This is a genomic window from uncultured Shewanella sp. (assembly GCF_947491715.1).
In the GTDB taxonomy this organism is placed as follows: domain Bacteria; phylum Pseudomonadota; class Gammaproteobacteria; order Enterobacterales; family Shewanellaceae; genus Shewanella.
In genome coordinates, this window is record NZ_CANLKR010000051.1 from 13051 (window position 1) to 30434 (window position 17384).

Annotated in this window: 13 protein-coding genes and 2 pseudogenes; 9 read left to right on the forward strand and 6 right to left on the reverse strand. The window is 37.6% G+C overall.

The window, feature by feature from the left end; translation table 11 throughout:
- Positions 1–100 precede the first annotated feature (100 nt).
- Positions 101–1327, forward strand: a complete 1227-nt coding sequence (gene hutI / locus Q0779_RS21655; protein ID WP_298775944.1) for an imidazolonepropionase — start codon at positions 101–103, stop codon at positions 1325–1327.
- A gap of 32 nt (positions 1328–1359) precedes the next feature.
- Here hutI and Q0779_RS21660 read toward each other — a convergent pair whose 3' ends face one another.
- Complete coding sequence (locus Q0779_RS21660; protein ID WP_298775946.1) at positions 1360–2262, reverse strand: carbonic anhydrase; 903 nt, start codon at positions 2260–2262, stop codon at positions 1360–1362.
- Positions 2263–2417: 155 nt separating this feature from the next.
- Here Q0779_RS21660 and Q0779_RS21665 point away from each other — a divergent pair, with 155 nt between their 5' ends.
- Positions 2418–3881 (forward strand): NAD(P)/FAD-dependent oxidoreductase, encoded by a 1464-nt coding sequence (locus Q0779_RS21665; RefSeq protein WP_298775947.1) that lies wholly within the window; start codon positions 2418–2420, stop codon positions 3879–3881.
- Positions 3882–3910: 29 nt separating this feature from the next.
- Here Q0779_RS21665 and moeB read toward each other — a convergent pair whose 3' ends face one another.
- A complete protein-coding gene (moeB, locus tag Q0779_RS21670; RefSeq protein WP_298775949.1) occupies positions 3911–4681 on the reverse strand; it encodes a molybdopterin-synthase adenylyltransferase MoeB in 771 nt (256 codons plus the stop codon).
- Between the two features lie 35 nt (positions 4682–4716).
- Positions 4717–5961, reverse strand: coding sequence for a molybdopterin molybdotransferase MoeA (gene moeA / locus Q0779_RS21675; protein ID WP_298775951.1), 1245 nt, complete (start codon positions 5959–5961; stop codon positions 4717–4719).
- Positions 5962–6232: 271 nt separating this feature from the next.
- Here moeA and Q0779_RS21680 point away from each other — a divergent pair, with 271 nt between their 5' ends.
- A complete protein-coding gene (locus tag Q0779_RS21680) occupies positions 6233–6850 on the forward strand; it encodes a LysE family transporter (RefSeq protein WP_298775953.1) in 618 nt (205 codons plus the stop codon).
- 71 nt (positions 6851–6921) lie between these two features.
- Here Q0779_RS21680 and Q0779_RS21685 read toward each other — a convergent pair whose 3' ends face one another.
- Positions 6922–7080, reverse strand: a complete 159-nt coding sequence (locus Q0779_RS21685; RefSeq protein WP_298775955.1) for a hypothetical protein — start codon at positions 7078–7080, stop codon at positions 6922–6924.
- Positions 7081–7510: 430 nt separating this feature from the next.
- Here Q0779_RS21685 and ftnA point away from each other — a divergent pair, with 430 nt between their 5' ends.
- Positions 7511–8032 (forward strand): non-heme ferritin, encoded by a 522-nt coding sequence (gene ftnA, locus Q0779_RS21690; RefSeq protein ID WP_298775957.1) that lies wholly within the window; start codon positions 7511–7513, stop codon positions 8030–8032.
- 76 nt (positions 8033–8108) lie between these two features.
- Here the strand turns inward: ftnA and Q0779_RS21695 are convergent, their stop codons facing one another.
- Positions 8109–11303: an EAL domain-containing protein gene (locus tag Q0779_RS21695; RefSeq protein ID WP_298775959.1), complete on the reverse strand. Its 3195-nt coding sequence runs from the start codon at positions 11301–11303 to the stop codon at positions 8109–8111.
- Between the two features lie 262 nt (positions 11304–11565).
- Positions 11566–11715: pseudogene (locus Q0779_RS21700) on the reverse strand (3,4-dihydroxy-2-butanone-4-phosphate synthase); the annotation flags it as partial.
- Positions 11716–12163: 448 nt separating this feature from the next.
- Between Q0779_RS21700 and Q0779_RS21705 the strand changes: the two are divergent.
- From Q0779_RS21705 to Q0779_RS21725, 5 genes and pseudogenes are all read left to right on the forward strand, one after another.
- The gene (locus Q0779_RS21705; protein ID WP_298775962.1) at positions 12164–14254 is read left to right on the forward strand and encodes a S9 family peptidase; all 2091 of its coding nucleotides are present in this window, start codon (positions 12164–12166) and stop codon (positions 14252–14254) included.
- Positions 14255–14366: 112 nt separating this feature from the next.
- A complete protein-coding gene (locus Q0779_RS21710) occupies positions 14367–14594 on the forward strand; it encodes a GIY-YIG nuclease family protein (RefSeq protein ID WP_298775963.1) in 228 nt (75 codons plus the stop codon).
- Between the two features lie 27 nt (positions 14595–14621).
- A complete protein-coding gene (locus Q0779_RS21715) occupies positions 14622–15017 on the forward strand; it encodes a hypothetical protein (RefSeq protein WP_298775964.1) in 396 nt (131 codons plus the stop codon).
- 380 nt (positions 15018–15397) lie between these two features.
- Positions 15398–15619, forward strand: coding sequence for a helix-turn-helix domain-containing protein (locus tag Q0779_RS21720; protein ID WP_298775966.1), 222 nt, complete (start codon positions 15398–15400; stop codon positions 15617–15619).
- A gap of 24 nt (positions 15620–15643) precedes the next feature.
- Positions 15644–16740: pseudogene (locus Q0779_RS21725) on the forward strand (IS630 family transposase).
- Positions 16741–17384 lie beyond the last annotated feature (644 nt).

A 17384-nucleotide genomic window follows, 5' to 3' on the forward strand; every position in this document is an offset into this window, starting at 1 on the left:
GCCAATTTTGATAAAATACACTGTATATAATTCAGAACAGCTTACCCAGTAAATTATATAACCAGCTGTTTAAAAACATAAAAATAATTAAGGAATGGCCATGTCTTGGGATCAAGTCTGGATTGATATCAATATTGCAACGATGGATCCAACATCAAATACGCCTTATGGTGCTATTACTCAAGGCGCAATAGCTATTCAAGCGGGTAAAATAGCTTGGATTGGAAAACAGAAAGATTTACCTAAGTTTGACAGCTTAGCCACGCCAATTTACCGAGGTAAAGGCGGCTGGATAACCCCTGGTATTATCGACGCCCATACCCATTTGGTCTTTGCAGGTAATCGAGCCCAAGAGTTTGAACAAAGACTCAATGGGGCCAGTTATGAAGAAATCGCCCTTGCAGGAGGAGGAATACTCTCCACAGTAAAAGCCTGCAGAGAAGCCAGTGAAGCAGAATTATTTGAATTGGGTCGACAACGTCTCAATGCATTAGCTAAAGAAGGTGTCACTACCGTTGAAATTAAATCAGGCTATGGTCTCGATACAGAAACAGAATTAAAACTTCTCCGCGTCGCAAGAGAATTAGGTGAATATCACCATATTGATGTCAAAACAACCTTTCTCGGCGCTCACGCGATCCCCCCTGAATATAAAGACAAAGCCGACGATTATATCGAACTTGTCATTAATGACATGCTACCCAAAATCATTGAAAACAATTTAGCTGATGCCGTCGATGTTTTTTGTGAAAAAATTGCATATAACCTAAAACAAACTGAAAAAGTGCTACTAGCGGCTAAAAAAGCAGGCTTAGGCATAAAATTACATGCCGAGCAACTCTCTAATTTAGGTGGCTCGTCAATGGCGGCCAAACATGGTGCATTATCCGTTGATCATATCGAGTTTATTGATGAAGAAAGTATTAAACTATTAAGCCAACATGGAACCTGTGCCACCTTACTACCCGGTGCTTTTTATAATCTACGAGAAACACAATTGCCGCCGATTCAATTACTACGCGAATACAAAATCCCTATGGTGGTTGCCAGTGATTACAATCCCGGCTCATCGCCGCTTTGCTCCAGTTTACTCATGCTCAACATGAGCTGCATTTTATTTAAATTGACACCAGAAGAAGCCTTGAAAGGTATGACACTCAATGCAGCAAAAGCGCTGGATATGGATAACAAAATTGGCAGTTTAGCAATAGGAAAACAAGCTGATTTTTGTCTATGGGACATTACGACCCCAGCACAGCTCGCTTATACCTATGGTGTCAATCCATGCTTGCAAGTCGTAAAATCAGGCCGTGTGATCCCGCAATGAAATCACACATTAAATCGACAGAATAGCCTTTCCTATTGACTCGACAATATAACTCGATTATTCAAAGCTTGCAGTGGCCGGTTATTATCGGTCATGACTTTTTGAAAAGCCTCAACTTGCTCCTTAGAAACCGCGACAGTTTCATGTAAAACATACCATGTAATATCTCGCGTACAAGGTGGGGTAGTAAAGGAGCCTTGAAAAGTGTAATACCCACGCTTATTGGGTAATAATCCCGAAAAATCTGGATTGAGTGACCGTATATCATTTTTCTGCCCACGATAAACTGGCATATGTTCCCACAATGTGCGAATAATCGGATTTTCATTCCCGATGCTTAAAAAGACAGCCACTACCGCAAACTGACTATTCTTTCCTTCATAAACCAAATGCAATTCCATTGGGAAGTTTTGATTATTAATAACATTTTCACTCGGGCTGTGAAAATGGAATTGAGCGAGTTGAAACTTTTTATTCGCTACAGAAAAGGTATCTTGCTTTTCGCTATACTCAATCTCGACTGCTCGACTATTAAGCGCTTTCCCTCTCTCACTGTAATTTAACCTAATACTTTGACCAGACTCTTGTTTGGCATCGTCACCAAAGACCACTTCTATAGTATGTCCATTATCTTCAATATCTACCGGTTCTCGGGTAAAAGTGAAACGCAATTCAGGTAACACTTCCACCTTAACCTTTTTTGAATCAATATTAATAGGAGATTGATCGCCTCCGAGTTCGCATTGAGGAAAATCTTCACCCCAATGTTCTGGAGAGTTTTGGCCAACATACCCCCAAAATATCTCTTTCTTATGCTCTGGTACTTGAGCGGGGGTATTAGGTTTTTTAGAGCAAGCTGTTCCTCCCAATAATAAAATTAAACTAATAAAAAATAGCAAACGTGAACAAATCTTTTCTTGAGTCATCCTTTCCATCACTCCTCCATAACACTGATAATGCGTAATCACTCTTAATTTCACTTTATCAGTGTAGAAGACAACAATAGTCAAGACACATCATTCGGTACAAATCAATAAATAACAGCTAAGCTCAAATTGATAAATAGGAAAATAATGAGAACGGAAATAAAATGTCCACCAATACCAAAATACCTTCAGTTGTCATCATTGGGGCAGGAATGACCGGAATAATGTTAGCGATAAAACTTCGCAAACAAGGTATAACTCAAGTAACGATTATCGAAAAAAAAGCCATGATAGGTGGAACATGGCGTGATAATACTTATCCAGGTGTAGCCTGTGATGTCCCCTCACACATGTACTGTTATTCCTTCGCTCCAAATCCAAATTGGAGTCATTTATTTGCACCAGGAAAGGAAATTCTCGACTACTTCAAGCATATTTTCAAAGGCTACGATTTAGAAAAATATACCCATTTCAATGAGACAGTCATTCAATGCATTTTTAAATATGATAAATGGCACATAACCACCAGCAAAAAAAATAATTTCACCGCCGATTTTATCTTCTGTTCAACAGGGATCTTACATCACCCTAAATTTCCTGATATACCGAACAAAGAAAACTTCGCTGGAAAATCCATGCACACATCTCAATGGGATCACAGTATTTCATTATCTGGAAAAAGAATAGGGATCATAGGAACAGGTTCAAGTGCCGTGCAACTCGCTCCAGAACTTATCAAATTACCACATACTCAGATCACGGTTTTTCAGCGTACACCAGCTTGGATGTTCGGCATAAAAAATAAAACGTATAGCGAGAAAAAGAAACATCATATTCGATCTCACCCCAACCAAATAAAATGGATAAATAAAGCATTATTGTATTTATTCGCAAAGTTAACCACAGCGCTCACAAAAAATACATTTATCCATCAAAAAATAATCCAATTTCTTACTTATCAGTCCACTGCCTTTATAAAAAAGACAATACACAATAAACAATTACAAAAAAAACTTATTCCAAATTATAAGCTTGGCTGTAAACGCATAGTAATTAATTCAACATTTTATAAGGCATTGAATGACGCTAATGTAACCTTAGAAGATGCAGCAATTGAAAGCATTGCAAGTAAAGGGATCCACACTCAAAATGGAAAGTTCCATCCTTTAGATATCATCATTTATGCAACAGGATTTCACCCCCTGTCATATATGCGCCCCATGCACCTTATCGGCCGGAATAATGTCACAATAGAAGAAGTCTGGAAGAAAAAAATACAAGCCTATCATTCCTTATGCATACCGCAGTTCCCTAACTTCTTTCTCATGCTTGGACCTCACTCACCTATAGCAAATTACTCGATGATAGATATCAGTGAAAAACAAGCAGACTGGGCACTCCAGCTCATTAAAGCTTGGCAGAGAAACATTTTGCACAAGGTTGAAGTCAAACCTGAAGCAATGGAAGAATGGTCCACTATGTTAAACGAAAAAAAAACCAACACCGTTTGGGTAAGCGGTTGTCAAAGTTGGTATTTAGATAAAAATAACGAACCTGTCACATGGCCTGACTCATGGACTAAATGGGTTAAACTGATGCGCACGCCTAATTTAAAGGATTTTTTATGACATTTAAAGGCTAACGCTAATTTATATCACTAATCCCCATCACCGCACACTCGGCAGCTAGCTTGCTTTAAGAGTTTCATCTCTCTATATTCCATCGTCATAGCATCAAAGAATAACAATCTTCCAGTTAAAGTATCTCCAATATCAAGCAGCAATTTAATGGCTTCAAGTGCTTGTATTGAACCTATGATCCCCACCACAGGTGCAAGGATCCCTGATTCAACACAACTTAACATTTGCTCACCAAATAATTGACTAAAACAATGATAACAAGGCATATTATCTTGATAATTAAAAACCGTCACCATGCCTTCCATTCTAATTGCAGCCCCCGACACTAAAGGTGTTTTATGCGTAAAACAAGCCTGATTGACTTGCTCTCTTACCCACACATTATCGGTACAATCAATCACAAGATCATGCTCAGCTATCAAAGCTGACATATTGTGATCATCCAATTTCGTCGCGAATATTGCAATCTGAATATGAGGATTAAGCTTTTCTAAAGCTTGTTTCGCAGACATCACTTTTAGCGCATTAATCTTACTATCATCATGCAAAACTTGACGTTGTAAATTCGACTCACTAACAACATCAAAATCAACTAATGTTAACTGCCCAATGCCAGCAACGGCAAGATACTGACTTGCCGCACAGCCTAAACCACCAACACCAATCACCAAGACTCTGGCTGATTTAAGCTTCTCTTGCCCTTCTATATCTACCGCTTTAATGGCTATCTGGCGGTCATAACGCAATAACTCAGCATCAGATAAAGTCATATTACTTTTACCTGACATAAGGGTTCCATCGGCATGGCGTCTAGGCATTAAATTTAATCCAATACTGTATTAAAAGGTTCAACAGTGACCATTGTTTCACTGGGAAGATCACCTTCCTGTTGAGATAAAATCACAAAACAATTCGCTAAGGTCATCGAAGTTAACATACCCGAGCCTTGTGCCCCACTCATTCGAACTTCGGCTTCTCCTTGCTCGTTATAGCTTAGAATACCGCGCTGGTATTCAACTCGACCCGGTGCTTTCTTTAACGATCCTTTTAATCTCGCTTGCAGAGTCAATAATTGACGTTGTGGGCGACCTTGCATTTTAACAATTAATGGCCAAACCAATTTATAAAAAGTCACCATGGATGAAACAGGGTTTCCCGGCAATCCACAAAAAACAGCATCATTTAGCTGTCCAAATGCAAAGGGTTTACCCGGTTTGATGGCTAATTTCCAAAAAGTGATTTTTCCTTCTTCTTCCAAAACCTGTTTAATATAATCAGCATCTCCTACCGATACGCCACCGGAAGTGAGTACCATATCAGCCATTTTAGCCGCCTCTAGAAACGCCTCCCTAATCGCCTGAGGATCATCTGCAATCACCCCTAAATCTGTCCACTCAATATTTGCTCGGTTTAATAACCCTTGAATGCTATATCGATTAGAGTCATAAATTTGCCCCTTTTCCAATCGATTGCCAACAGCTTGCAACTCGTCACCTGTTGAAAAAAAAGCCACTCTCACTTTCCTATAAACTTCAACAACATCGGTTCCAATTGTCGCCAGCACACCCAATTCTGCCGCTCTTATCAAGGTTCCAGCGGGTAACACTTGAGCACCACAGAGCAGTTCTTCTCCCTGCTTTCGAATACAGGCCCCTTTCTGTTTGGGGGGATCGATAACCGCTTTACTGTCTTTAATGGTGACTTTCTCTTGCATTTGAACGGTATCAAACCCCTTTGGCACCAAAGCACCTGTCATGATCCGTATGCAAGTGCCAGGTAAACACTCACCAGCATAAGGTTTTCCCGCCAACGCCTCTCCCGCAACGGTTAATGCTTCAAAATCAATTAAATCATTAAAATTAAAAGCATACCCATCCATTGCTGAATTATCGAAAGGAGGTAAATCAATACTGGACTGAACATCGTTTGCCAACACACGCCCAAAAGCAGTAGGAAGCGCTATTGTCTCTGTTTGAGTAACCACTGAAACTTGATCCAATAGCTGTAAAATAGCGTGATCAGGGTGCATTAAATTTGATTGAGCACAAGGGTCATAAGTGATGGACATGTGTCATCCTTGAAATAAGAACTATATGGAAAAGTATTATACCCAAGCATATCCAAAATGCGAGAAAGCCCAATGCAGACAGAGCAACAATATCAATAGACTTTGATCAGCCTCAATTATCTCCAATTCAATGACACGAGTATCCCTACAGCTGATACTCGTGATACTCAGAGAGAAACAAGATCGAAAAGAAAGACAAAAATAAATTTTTATGCAAAAATTACAGATAAATACTCAGCAAGGCACGTAAGTAATATAGGTGATATTTTAAATGACAGTGACAGCATTAATTCAAGGGTTCATTTTAGGCGGCAGTATGATTATTCCTATAGGAGCACAGAACTCTCACATTTTAGGCCATGGCATTAAACGTAATCATCACTTACTCGCAGCCAGTATTTGCACCTTTTGTGATGTTTTACTCATCACAATAGGCGTATTTGGTGGCCATCAATTACTCACAAGCAATAGTCAGGTTGCCACACTTATCACCTATGGCGGGATCTTTTTTTTACTGGGATATGGCGCTCTTGCCTTTAAAGCCGCATTGAATAATCAATACCAAATAGGAAAGCAAAACCATTCAAATAAAACAAAAATAGCTGTAATTATAACAACATTGGCAGTCACGTTACTCAATCCACATGTTTATCTTGATACTGTTATGATTTTAGGTAGCGTAGGCAGCCAATTTGTTGCCCATGAAAAATTAGCTTTTGCACTCGGCACTATGCTGGCATCTATATTATGGTTTTACAGTCTAGCGCTAGGCGCATCAAAATTAGCCCCTTGGTTGGGAAAAGAAAAAGTACAAAGAGTCATCGATATTAGCATTGGCTGCATAATGTGGTTCATCGCTTGGAAGCTATACGCTCATCAAACTCAATAACACCTTTTCCACTGGCTTTAATTCGTATTAAAACCCTAATCATTCTTACCTTTCCCATTAAAGAAAAGGCTCTAGTGCCTTTTCTTTAAACTCATATTCCAAGCAAATAATTCAAAACCTATTCCTGCAACCAAAAAAAATAAGACTCCCAACGCATTCGCATAGTGGTAGCAAATAATGACGGCAATAAAAAGCGCAGAAGAAATCAATGCCCTTTTAAAACCTTTCATAGTTCTTCCTTACGTTTAATTGAGGCTCAACAATAATAAGTTCAAGCTATCCAATATCACGGCAAATTTCAACACTTGTATCAATTAGAGTATGAATTTTAATTCAACTACTGATATTTAAAGTCTTTTTTAGTCAAATATATCGAACATTTCGAATTCAATGAAAAATAATCACATTGTTAATTCGAAGCCTTCATTCATGACATTCAAAATGTAGACTGAAGGATAAACGACTTAATTAAATAAGCTATATATAATTCAAGCGCTTAAAAATGAATAAGACAGTCTACACAAAAGTGATATAAAGAAAGATACACAAATGATAACGATTTGTATTTTTAAAACAATAAGTTACAGTAAAATTTTCTTGATATTTTGTACAAAATTAATGACAATAGTACTTAATTACTATCCATGGAGAATAAAAGTCGTGCTTACACCTTTGATGATCGAACAGCTTAATGAGCAGATCAATATGGAATTTTTCTCTTCAAACTTGTACTTACAAATGAGTGCTTGGTGTGAAGATAAAGGCTTTGAAGGCGCTGCAAAATTCATGCGTACTCATGCCGATGAAGAAATGGGCCATATGCATCGCTTATTTACCTATGTCAGTGAAACAGGTGGTATGCCATTACTTGGCTCAATTGCAGCCCCTAAAGCCGAGTTTGACTCTCTACTGGCACTGTTTGAATATACTTATGAACACGAGCAATTAATAACTAGTAAAATCAATGCACTAGCGCATACTGCTTTTAGCAATCAAGATTACTCGACGTTTAATTTTTTACAGTGGTATGTGTCAGAGCAACACGAAGAAGAAAAATTATTCAAATCAATTGTCGATAAAATTCGGTTAATTGGTGAAGATGGTAAGGCACTATTTTTTGTTGATAAAGATCTTGCCAAAATGGCTGCAGAGGATAGTGATAGCATAATGACAGCGGCCTAAACTTATTAACGGCGCTCTGCACCCAGCGAGATAAGGATTGATAATCTTATCTCGCTTTCAAATATAACCGTGATACTTATGCTACCGATGCAGCTTGACTCTGTAAATAAGTAAACATCTCACTTCCATTTAACGGTCTCGACATGAAATAGCCTTGCGCAAAATCACAGCCTAACCCCTGTAATAAATCCCACTGTTGCTGAGTTTCCACTCCTTCTGAAACTAACTTCAACTGCAGGCTTTGGCCCATAATAATAATTGCTTTCAATAAATTAGCGTCTTTATGTGACTCTAGAGCACAATCAATGAAACTTTTATCAATCTTAAGTACAGAAATAGGAAATCCTTTCAAATAAGCCAGTGATGAATAACCCGTACCAAAATCATCTAAATAAATGTCGATACCGAGTCCACTCACTTCTTCTAACGTTTTCAAGCATTGAATTTCATCTTCAATCAACATGGTTTCGGTAATTTCTATGTGTAAATATCGTGGCGCAATACCGTGTCTTATGAGCGCATTATTAAGGATTTTACTAAAAGATCCACCTCCATGATTGATAAACTGCCGACCTGAAACATTAATGGCCAAGCTAATCTCATAACCTTGGTTATGCCAACAAGCTAAATTAGCCAATGCTTGCTCCAATACCCATCGACCCAAAGCATCAATTAAGCCCGTTTCTTCAGCAATAGGAATAAATTTATCAGGAGAAATCACCCCTAACTCAGGATCTTTCCAGCGAACTAAGGCTTCAACACTGGTAACCTTTCCTGTTGACATATCAATAATAGGTTGGTAATTCATATAAAAATCAGAATGCAAAACCGCTTTTCTCAGCCGCTGTTCCAATTTTATTTGCTCAAAAATAGTGTGATCCATTCCCTTTGAAAACAATTTATAATGTGCACGGCCATCGTTTTTTGCTTGATACATCGCCGTTTCAGCATGCCTGATCAGGCATTCAGGATCTTTGCCATTATCGGGGTACAAACTTAATCCAAAACTCGAAGAAATACTAATAACCACATCATTAACAATACATTTCTCAGACAGTAAATGATTGATCTCCCTCGCTCTCTTTTCAATAGACACCCCTTGAGATAAGTTTGGCATAATCATAACAAATTCATCGCTACCGACTCGAGCGATAAAGTCATCCTTCGTTAAAATCGAGCTAAATCGAGAAGCCACTTGCTTTAATATTTCATCACCCGCCTCCGTACCATGAAGATCATTAATAAACTTAAATCTATCTAAGTTAATAAAAGCGATCGCAACTGATTGAGAATAGGTTCTAGCATAAGAAATTTGATGTTGAAGATGCCCCATTAAAAGCTGCTTATTAGGTAAACCTGTTAATGTATCAAAATGCGTCTGATACCAAATTTCCTGTTCATATTTTTTCCTGTTACTAATATCAATAAATAAGCCAATATGTTGAGTTACTTCACCACGCTCATTCTTCACCAAAGTAATAGCGAGATATTCAGGAAAAATATGTCCATCTTTACGTTTGTTCCATATTTCCCCTCCCCAATGACCTTTCGCTTTTAGGGTTCGCCATACTTCTTTATAAAAATCATCAGGCTGATGTTGAGAACTCAAAATAGAAGGATCTTTTCCTTTCACATCATCTAACGTGTATCCGGTTATTTTTGTAAAAGCAGGATTGACGAGTTCAATACGGTTTTGTGCATCAGTAACAATAATACCTTCTGAAGAATGTTTAAAAACAGCAGAAGCACGGCTCAATTCTCGTTTAACCTTTTGACGTTCAAGCAGCATTTGATTCAAGGCAGACGCCATCTTGGCAATTTCATCCCCGCCTTTCACTTCAACTTCAATTTCTAAATTCGGATCCACAGCCATTTTTTGCATATCATTTGCAATGCTCCTAATACTCCCTACTATATGCTCAGTAATGCTTTTCCCCAGAAAAATCAGCACACAAATGATGACTAAAATCCCCAATAAACTTAAAATCAAATACGTAAGCGCTTGCTGCTGTTCAGCTCTACTACTCAATGCAATAGCTTGTGTCATATCACCGTTAATTTGATGTAACCAACTAATTCTTTGACTGGATGCTTCCCACCATTCAAGCAGTGAAATACTGGCCGATGGCGCTTGCAAATGCGCTAATGCCGTTAGCATTGGTTCATCATAAATACGTATCCTGTCGTCAATATCTTCAATTCTCAATCCCTGATTTTTAAGTTGTAACAACCTAAACATATTCGATTGATAAGCAAAAATCGTCTCCTCTAATTTATTAATCAAATCATATTGAACACTAGACAACTCAAGATCACTTTTCATGCTCTCTAATATTCGAGATAACTCAACAAAATGCATATTAAACTTAATTAGATCACTTGATTCGTTACGTAATAAGTAATTTTTAAAGTCATGTATAAGTCCACCAAACCCCATTAAACGTGAAATTTTTTGAGATTGTTCAGCCAAGTGTAGCTGTGAAGACAACTGATTTTGTATTCGCAACAATTCAGCATGTTCAGGACTTGATAACATTGCATTTAGTAACCACTGATTGTTGATGCTGGCATAAGATAAAATATGCACAATACGTTCATGCAAAGTCGTTTCAAGTGATTGAATTGAAATAAAAATATTCATTGAAAGTGTTGGTGCTGATAATAATTGCACCATTAATCCACGTTGTTCATCAGCAAGATCTTGAATATAAAGCATATTCAACAAGTCTGTTTGCCGTCGAAGTTGCTCAACATTATTTGAACTAAAATGCATTTGAGAAATAACATCGATTAGAAAACGGTCAATTTCAGCATAGATATCAAAGAAGTTTATTCCATTAAACTGTGTGACTTCAGCTCGAATTTCCGCCAATATTTCGGGCAGTTGTGTTATTTTAATTAATTTTTCAGATAGTGTTTTATTAGAATTTTTATCTTCCGTTTCCAATATCTTTTTAAGAGACTGGCTATTGATAAGTTGAGTCAACGCTTCATCAGTCAACTTTCTTTGCAACTCAAGTCGATTGAAAAATATCGCCTCTCTCTTGCCAAGAACCCCCGCCGATACTCCTCTCTCTTTTTGTAACTCATACAATAAATTCTCGATATCTATGCTAACTTCACTGGTCAACATAGTCTCATTAGCCAATCTATAATCTTCAATGAGTAACAATACTGCAATATATCCTACTGCTAAAATAATGACTAATGGAAAAGCAGCAAACAAAATTAATTTGCACTTAAGATTAAAACGAGCAAAAACGATGGGCATTAAAAAGTAATCCGTTAATTTTAAGCAAAGAAATAACCATATCGGTTTCAGCTAAGCAACATAGGATATCATTGAGTTCATATTAATTTGTACACTCGCTAATTTTGCCGATTAAAAACCTAAGATAAAACATAAAAAAACATTTTATTTAATTACTAACAACATATTTGGCACGAAAAAATGAGTAATAAGCATACAAAATGAAGACATACCATAGTGAAAAACTCAATATGAGCTTTTCACTAATGAAATAAATAATGGCTTAACCGATGTGTTGAAGTGCTCGTTGCCGATAAGAAACAAAATCTTCAATAGTCACTACTGGTAAAGCATGTACCTCACTAAAGTGGACTATATCAACTAATCGCGCCATCATTCCGTCTATATTAGTGACTTCACATAAAACACCAGATCTGCCTGCCCCTAGAAAACCAGACGCTCGTGGGCTTAGATAGCACTTAAAAATTATCGTGCATTATCACTTACCACCGGTGGGGAGTCTCACCCTACCCTGAGAATTAGCGTTGATAAACGGTATTCATCAACAGGATCATTTTGCGCTTAACACACTAAAAACTCAAGTAATATTCGTATTTTTTAACTGGTAAAAATAAAAATAACAACAGATAAAACCAATCACTCAGTTTTTACCTGTGAGATTGTCTACTTAGAAAAATAAATACAGCGAAACTCGCTTAATACAATAAAAAATTATCGACCTTTATTGCTCAGCGGCATAAAATAACTTACATAAAAAATACTCACTCAATTTATGAATAAGAATTGACACAAGGAAACGTGACATGAAGTTCTTCTTACCCCTTACAGCATGTGCTGTCTTGTTATTTGGATGCTCAAATATGACTAAAACCTCATCAATACAGCCCCCACATGCTGAAAAAAAACCTTTTACAATGGAGGAACACGGCCATCTACGCATTGATAACTATTATTGGATGCGTGACGATCAACGCCAGAACAAAGATGTAATCGATTATTTAACTGCAGAAAATCATTATAAAGAGGCTCAATTTGACGCCTACAACGCTTTGCAAAAAATTTTATTTCAAGAGCTAACAAGCCGATTAGATCAAAATGAATCTAGCGCGCCTTATTTTTGGAATGATCACTGGTATTACAGCCGGTATCAATCAGGAGAAGAGTATCCGATCCTTGCTCGCAAAAAAAACTTAGATTCAACTGAAGAAATCATTCTAAATGTCAATGAACGCGCACAAGGTAATGAATTCTACGGCCTAGGCGATACCTCAGTGAGTCCAAACAGCCAATTGCTCGCCTTTACTGAAGATACACTGAGTAGAAGAATTTATACTATTTTTTTCAAAGACCTTAAAAACAGTAAGTATCTTAAAGATAAAATTGAAGGCGTAGAAGGAAACATTATCTGGGCCAACGACAATCAGCATATCTTCTATATTGCAAAAGATCCCCAAACATTACTCGGATTTCAAGTGTTCAGACACAAACTCGGTACACAGCAATCTGAGGATGTATTAGTATTTGAAGAAAAAGATGACACCTACTATCTTGAACTAGGTAAAACACTTGATCAATCATTGATCACACTCTCCCATAACAGCACTATTACCTCAGAAGTCTCCATTCTTGATGCTAATCAGCCTCTTTCATCATTTTCGCCTATCTTGCCGAGAACAGAAGGCCATGAATATACCTTTGAAAAAGAAGGAGATGACTTCTACATTCTCACTAATTGGCAGGCAAAAAACTATCGTCTAATGAAAGTAGCTGCTAACCAAGCCAATAATCAACAATCTTGGAAAGAAGTCATCCCCCATGATGACAACGTTCTGATTGAAGATTATTTAATTTTAAAAGATTATTTAGTTTATCAAACGAGAGAAAATGGCCTAAATCATATCAAAGTTCGCCCACTTGATGATTCTCAAGAATTTGAATTACCCTTTGATGATGCAGCTTATGTGGCGAGTTTAGAGATTAATACACTCCAAAATACAGAAAAATTACGGATTGCTTATTCCAGCCCTACAACCCCCGAATCTATTTTTGAATATTCATTAGGGACACCCGCTTCAGAGTCACTGACCCAGACAAGACGCTTATTAAAACAAGATAATGTGCTTGGTGGGTTTAAAAGTGATGCTTATCAAACGGAACGATTATTTATCACTGCAAGAGATGGTGCTCAAGTCCCAGTCACACTCGTTTATCGTAAGAATTTATTCAATAAAGATGGAAAAAATCCTTTATATCAATATGGTTACGGCTCTTATGGCTACACCATTGAACCACACTTTAGCTCTTCCATCATCAGCTTACTAGATAGAGGCTTTGTTTATGCAACGGCTCATATACGAGGCAGTGATATGCTAGGCCGCCATTGGTACGATGATGGCCGAATACTAAACAAAAAAAATAGCTTTAATGATTTTATTGACGTCACTCAATCATTAACAGCACGTGGTTATGCCGATAAGAATAAAGTCGTCGCATCCGGCGGCAGTGCAGGTGGCTTATTAATGGGGGCAATTATCAATCAGTCACCAGAACAATATTTCGCTGTAGCATCTCATGTTCCCTTCGTCGATGTCGTCACAACCATGTTAGATGAAAGCATTCCACTCACCACTAACGAATACGATGAATGGGGCAACCCTAACAATAAAATTTACTATGACTACATGTTAAGCTATTCACCTTACGATCAAATAAAAGCACAAGACTACCCTCACTTGCTTGTTACAACAGGTTTACACGATTCGCAGGTACAATATTTTGAGCCTGCTAAATGGGTAGCTAAGCTCAGAGAATATAAAACTGATGATAACTTGCTGTTATTTGAAACCGATATGGAAGCTGGACATGGTGGGAAAAGTGGACGCTATCGCCGTTACCAAGACACAGCAAAAGAATATGCATTCTTCTTAGGCTTATTAGGTTTCGACAAATAATCTCTTGCCCGTTTATTTATGCCAAATCACCTTCTATTGGTTTGGCATAAAATAAAGCCATTAATATTGACAACTATAGAGGATCATAGTGAGCACGATTTGGTATTTATATATGATTAAATGTGCAAACGGCCATTTTTATACAGGGATCACAACTGATGTTAATCGTCGTTTTCATGAACATCAATTAGGCGGAAAAAAAGCTGCAAAGTTCTTAAAAGGTAAAGGCCCTTTGCAATTGATATATCAAGAAACAATTGGCTCTCACAGCCAGGCCTTAAAAAAAGAGATCGCCATAAAAAAATTGACTCGAAAGCAAAAATTGACACTCATCAGTTAAAATTTAAATTCAGGGCAATCATAAGCCATGCGCCAACAATATCATTTTAGAAAAATACCAACACCTGGTAATGTTACCAATACTTTTATATGGGATGTAAACAAGCTCATTGTTCAATCGAATAAACTCCCAACGGTTCATGTCAATTTATCAGAAATCACAGAACTCGATCGATGCTACTGGTATGAATCAAATGAATCGATTCCTACATGTAGAAATATCGTGGAACACATGCAACTCGTTAACGAAGCCGATCTTAATTACCCTATTTTACTCTGCCAAAACGGAAAAGTAATTGATGGCATGCACCGAGTCTGTAAAGCATTGATGTCTGGACATACCACAATCAAAGCAAAACAATTCACAAACAACATTCCACCCGATTATATTAATGTCGACCCTAATGCTCTACCTTATGATTAATATAAAAAAAAGCTCCCACATATCTTCAGATATTGAGAGCTACTGACAAAGATGATTTTAATAGGCTAATAAGCTTGAATACAATGATAGAAATCGACTTTAAATAACAAAATCATATATTCACATTCATGATACTGACAAATGAATATCAGCACCATAACCTAAAAACAAATATATTTTAACCTTAGTTTAGAAAGTATTCATATCTAAAAGATGTAACAGAATATGAAATGTTTATTCTAGAGCCCTTTTCTATAATACAACTAGCTGATATAAAAACGATTAAGTGATTTTTTCTTATAAAATAAATATCACAATAATACCAATCTAAGTAAAAATATGATCTAATTACATTTATCACATCCTCTTTGTGAATTGTTATGGATAACCTTAAAAATATCGACTTTAATTCACTCGCACGTAAGCAAAAATCGATTCAAATGAAGATGCGACTCCTTGCACTTGCTCATTTTCAAGATGGCAAGTCTCGAACTCAAATTGCACTCTCTTTAAAGGTGAGCAGAACGAGTGTTAACAAATGGGTAAAGGTTTTTTTAGAAGAAGGCTTATACCAATCTGCACTCAAATATGATCTAATATAGTACGATTTCATTTCGCTTTTAAACATGTCAAATTATTCTGCTGAACAACTTGTTGCCTTATCTAAGTCTGAAAAAGACGCACGAATGAGAATTCGCTTATTGGCCATTGCACGCTTTTTGGAAACACATAATCGTGCTTTAGTGGCTCGCCAACTAAAGCTCAGTCGAACCAGTGTTAATGCTTGGGTTAAAACCTACCTCACAAAAGGTATCGATGCATTAAAAAGTGATATGTCTAATCAAAATGCGAGTAAAATGACCTATGCACAAAAGCAAAAGTTATATACCTATATCGATGTTGTCAGTCGATCAGAAGAAGGTGGGCGACTTATAGGCAAGGATATTCAAGGTTATATCCAAGCTGAGTTTGGTATTGAATATCACTTGGATCATGTATACAAAATATTGAAAGGCATTGGACTGAGTTGGAGCACGAGTCGTTCAAAACACTCTAAACAATCAGAAAAAATTCAGGAAGCGTTTAAAAAAATTCTTAATAAAAACGATCGATAAGATCCCCGGACACCTTCCTTTAGATCGCGTCGCCTATTGCTACAACCTAGGTGGTTTCAGGGCGAAACCCGCATTTTTATTTAAAAGAAGATCGGCAAAATACAACAACAAGGCTCTGGGCAGCAACGGGTACAAGACCTCGCAGTGTTCAACAACAGCAATTTACATTTTATGAACCATAGGGCTTATCTTTTTGGTGCTGTGTGTCCAGCCACTGGAAAAACCGAAGCACTCGTCGCGCCATTTGTGAATAAAGATGTAATGACACAGCACTTAAGGCAAATTTCAGAGGCGACAAAACCAGACCGATATGCACTGGTTATTACAGATGGCGCACCTTGGCATACAAATGAAACGACAGAAGCATTCGATAACTTATCAATATTGAAACTCCCGCCTTATTATCCATTCTCTATTTACAGAAACTAAATCCCATTGAACAAATATGGCAATGGCTAAGGCTAAGGCAACACTGTTTAGCTAACCGATGCTTCAAAAATTATGACGATATTGTTGAACAATGCTGTCGTGCATGGAACACATTTATTGAATGTACTAACAGGATTAAAAGCATGTGTTCAAGAGACTGGGCAAAGTTGATCAGTTAATTTTCCAGTTTGGTATTATCAGCCCAACTGAACTACCGCTTCTTTAGCAAATTGCTGAAATAATGGTATTCTCATTTTCATCATCCTTTATAAAAGGACAAATACGAAAAAAGCCTCATCTTTCGATGAGGCTTTCGTCTTTGTATTGGCGGAACGGACTTGCTCTTGTTAACAGTCGAACTCGCGACCCCCGGCGTGACAGGCCGACTCTCTCTAATGAAAAGCCTTAAAATCCTCAGGGATGGGGTGAATGCTGAATAATGTATGGAACATTATCAGCCCGACTGAACTACCGCTTGATTTTCATCATCACTTATAAAAATGACAGACACGAAAAAGCCCTAACATTGCTGTTAGGGCTTCTCAACATATTGGCGGAACGGACGAGACTCGAAATGTGCCTTCGGCACGTGAGACAGGCCGACTATCTCTAATAAAAAGCCCTAACCAACTGAACTACCGCTCCTTTAGCAAATGGCTAAAGTAATGGTATTCTCATTTTCATCATCCTTTATACAAGGACAAATACGAAAAAAGCCTCATCTTTCGATGAGGCTTTCGTCTTTGTATTGGCGGAACGGACGAGACTCGAACTCGCGACCCCCGGCGTGACAGGCCGGTATTCTAACCAACTGAACTACCGC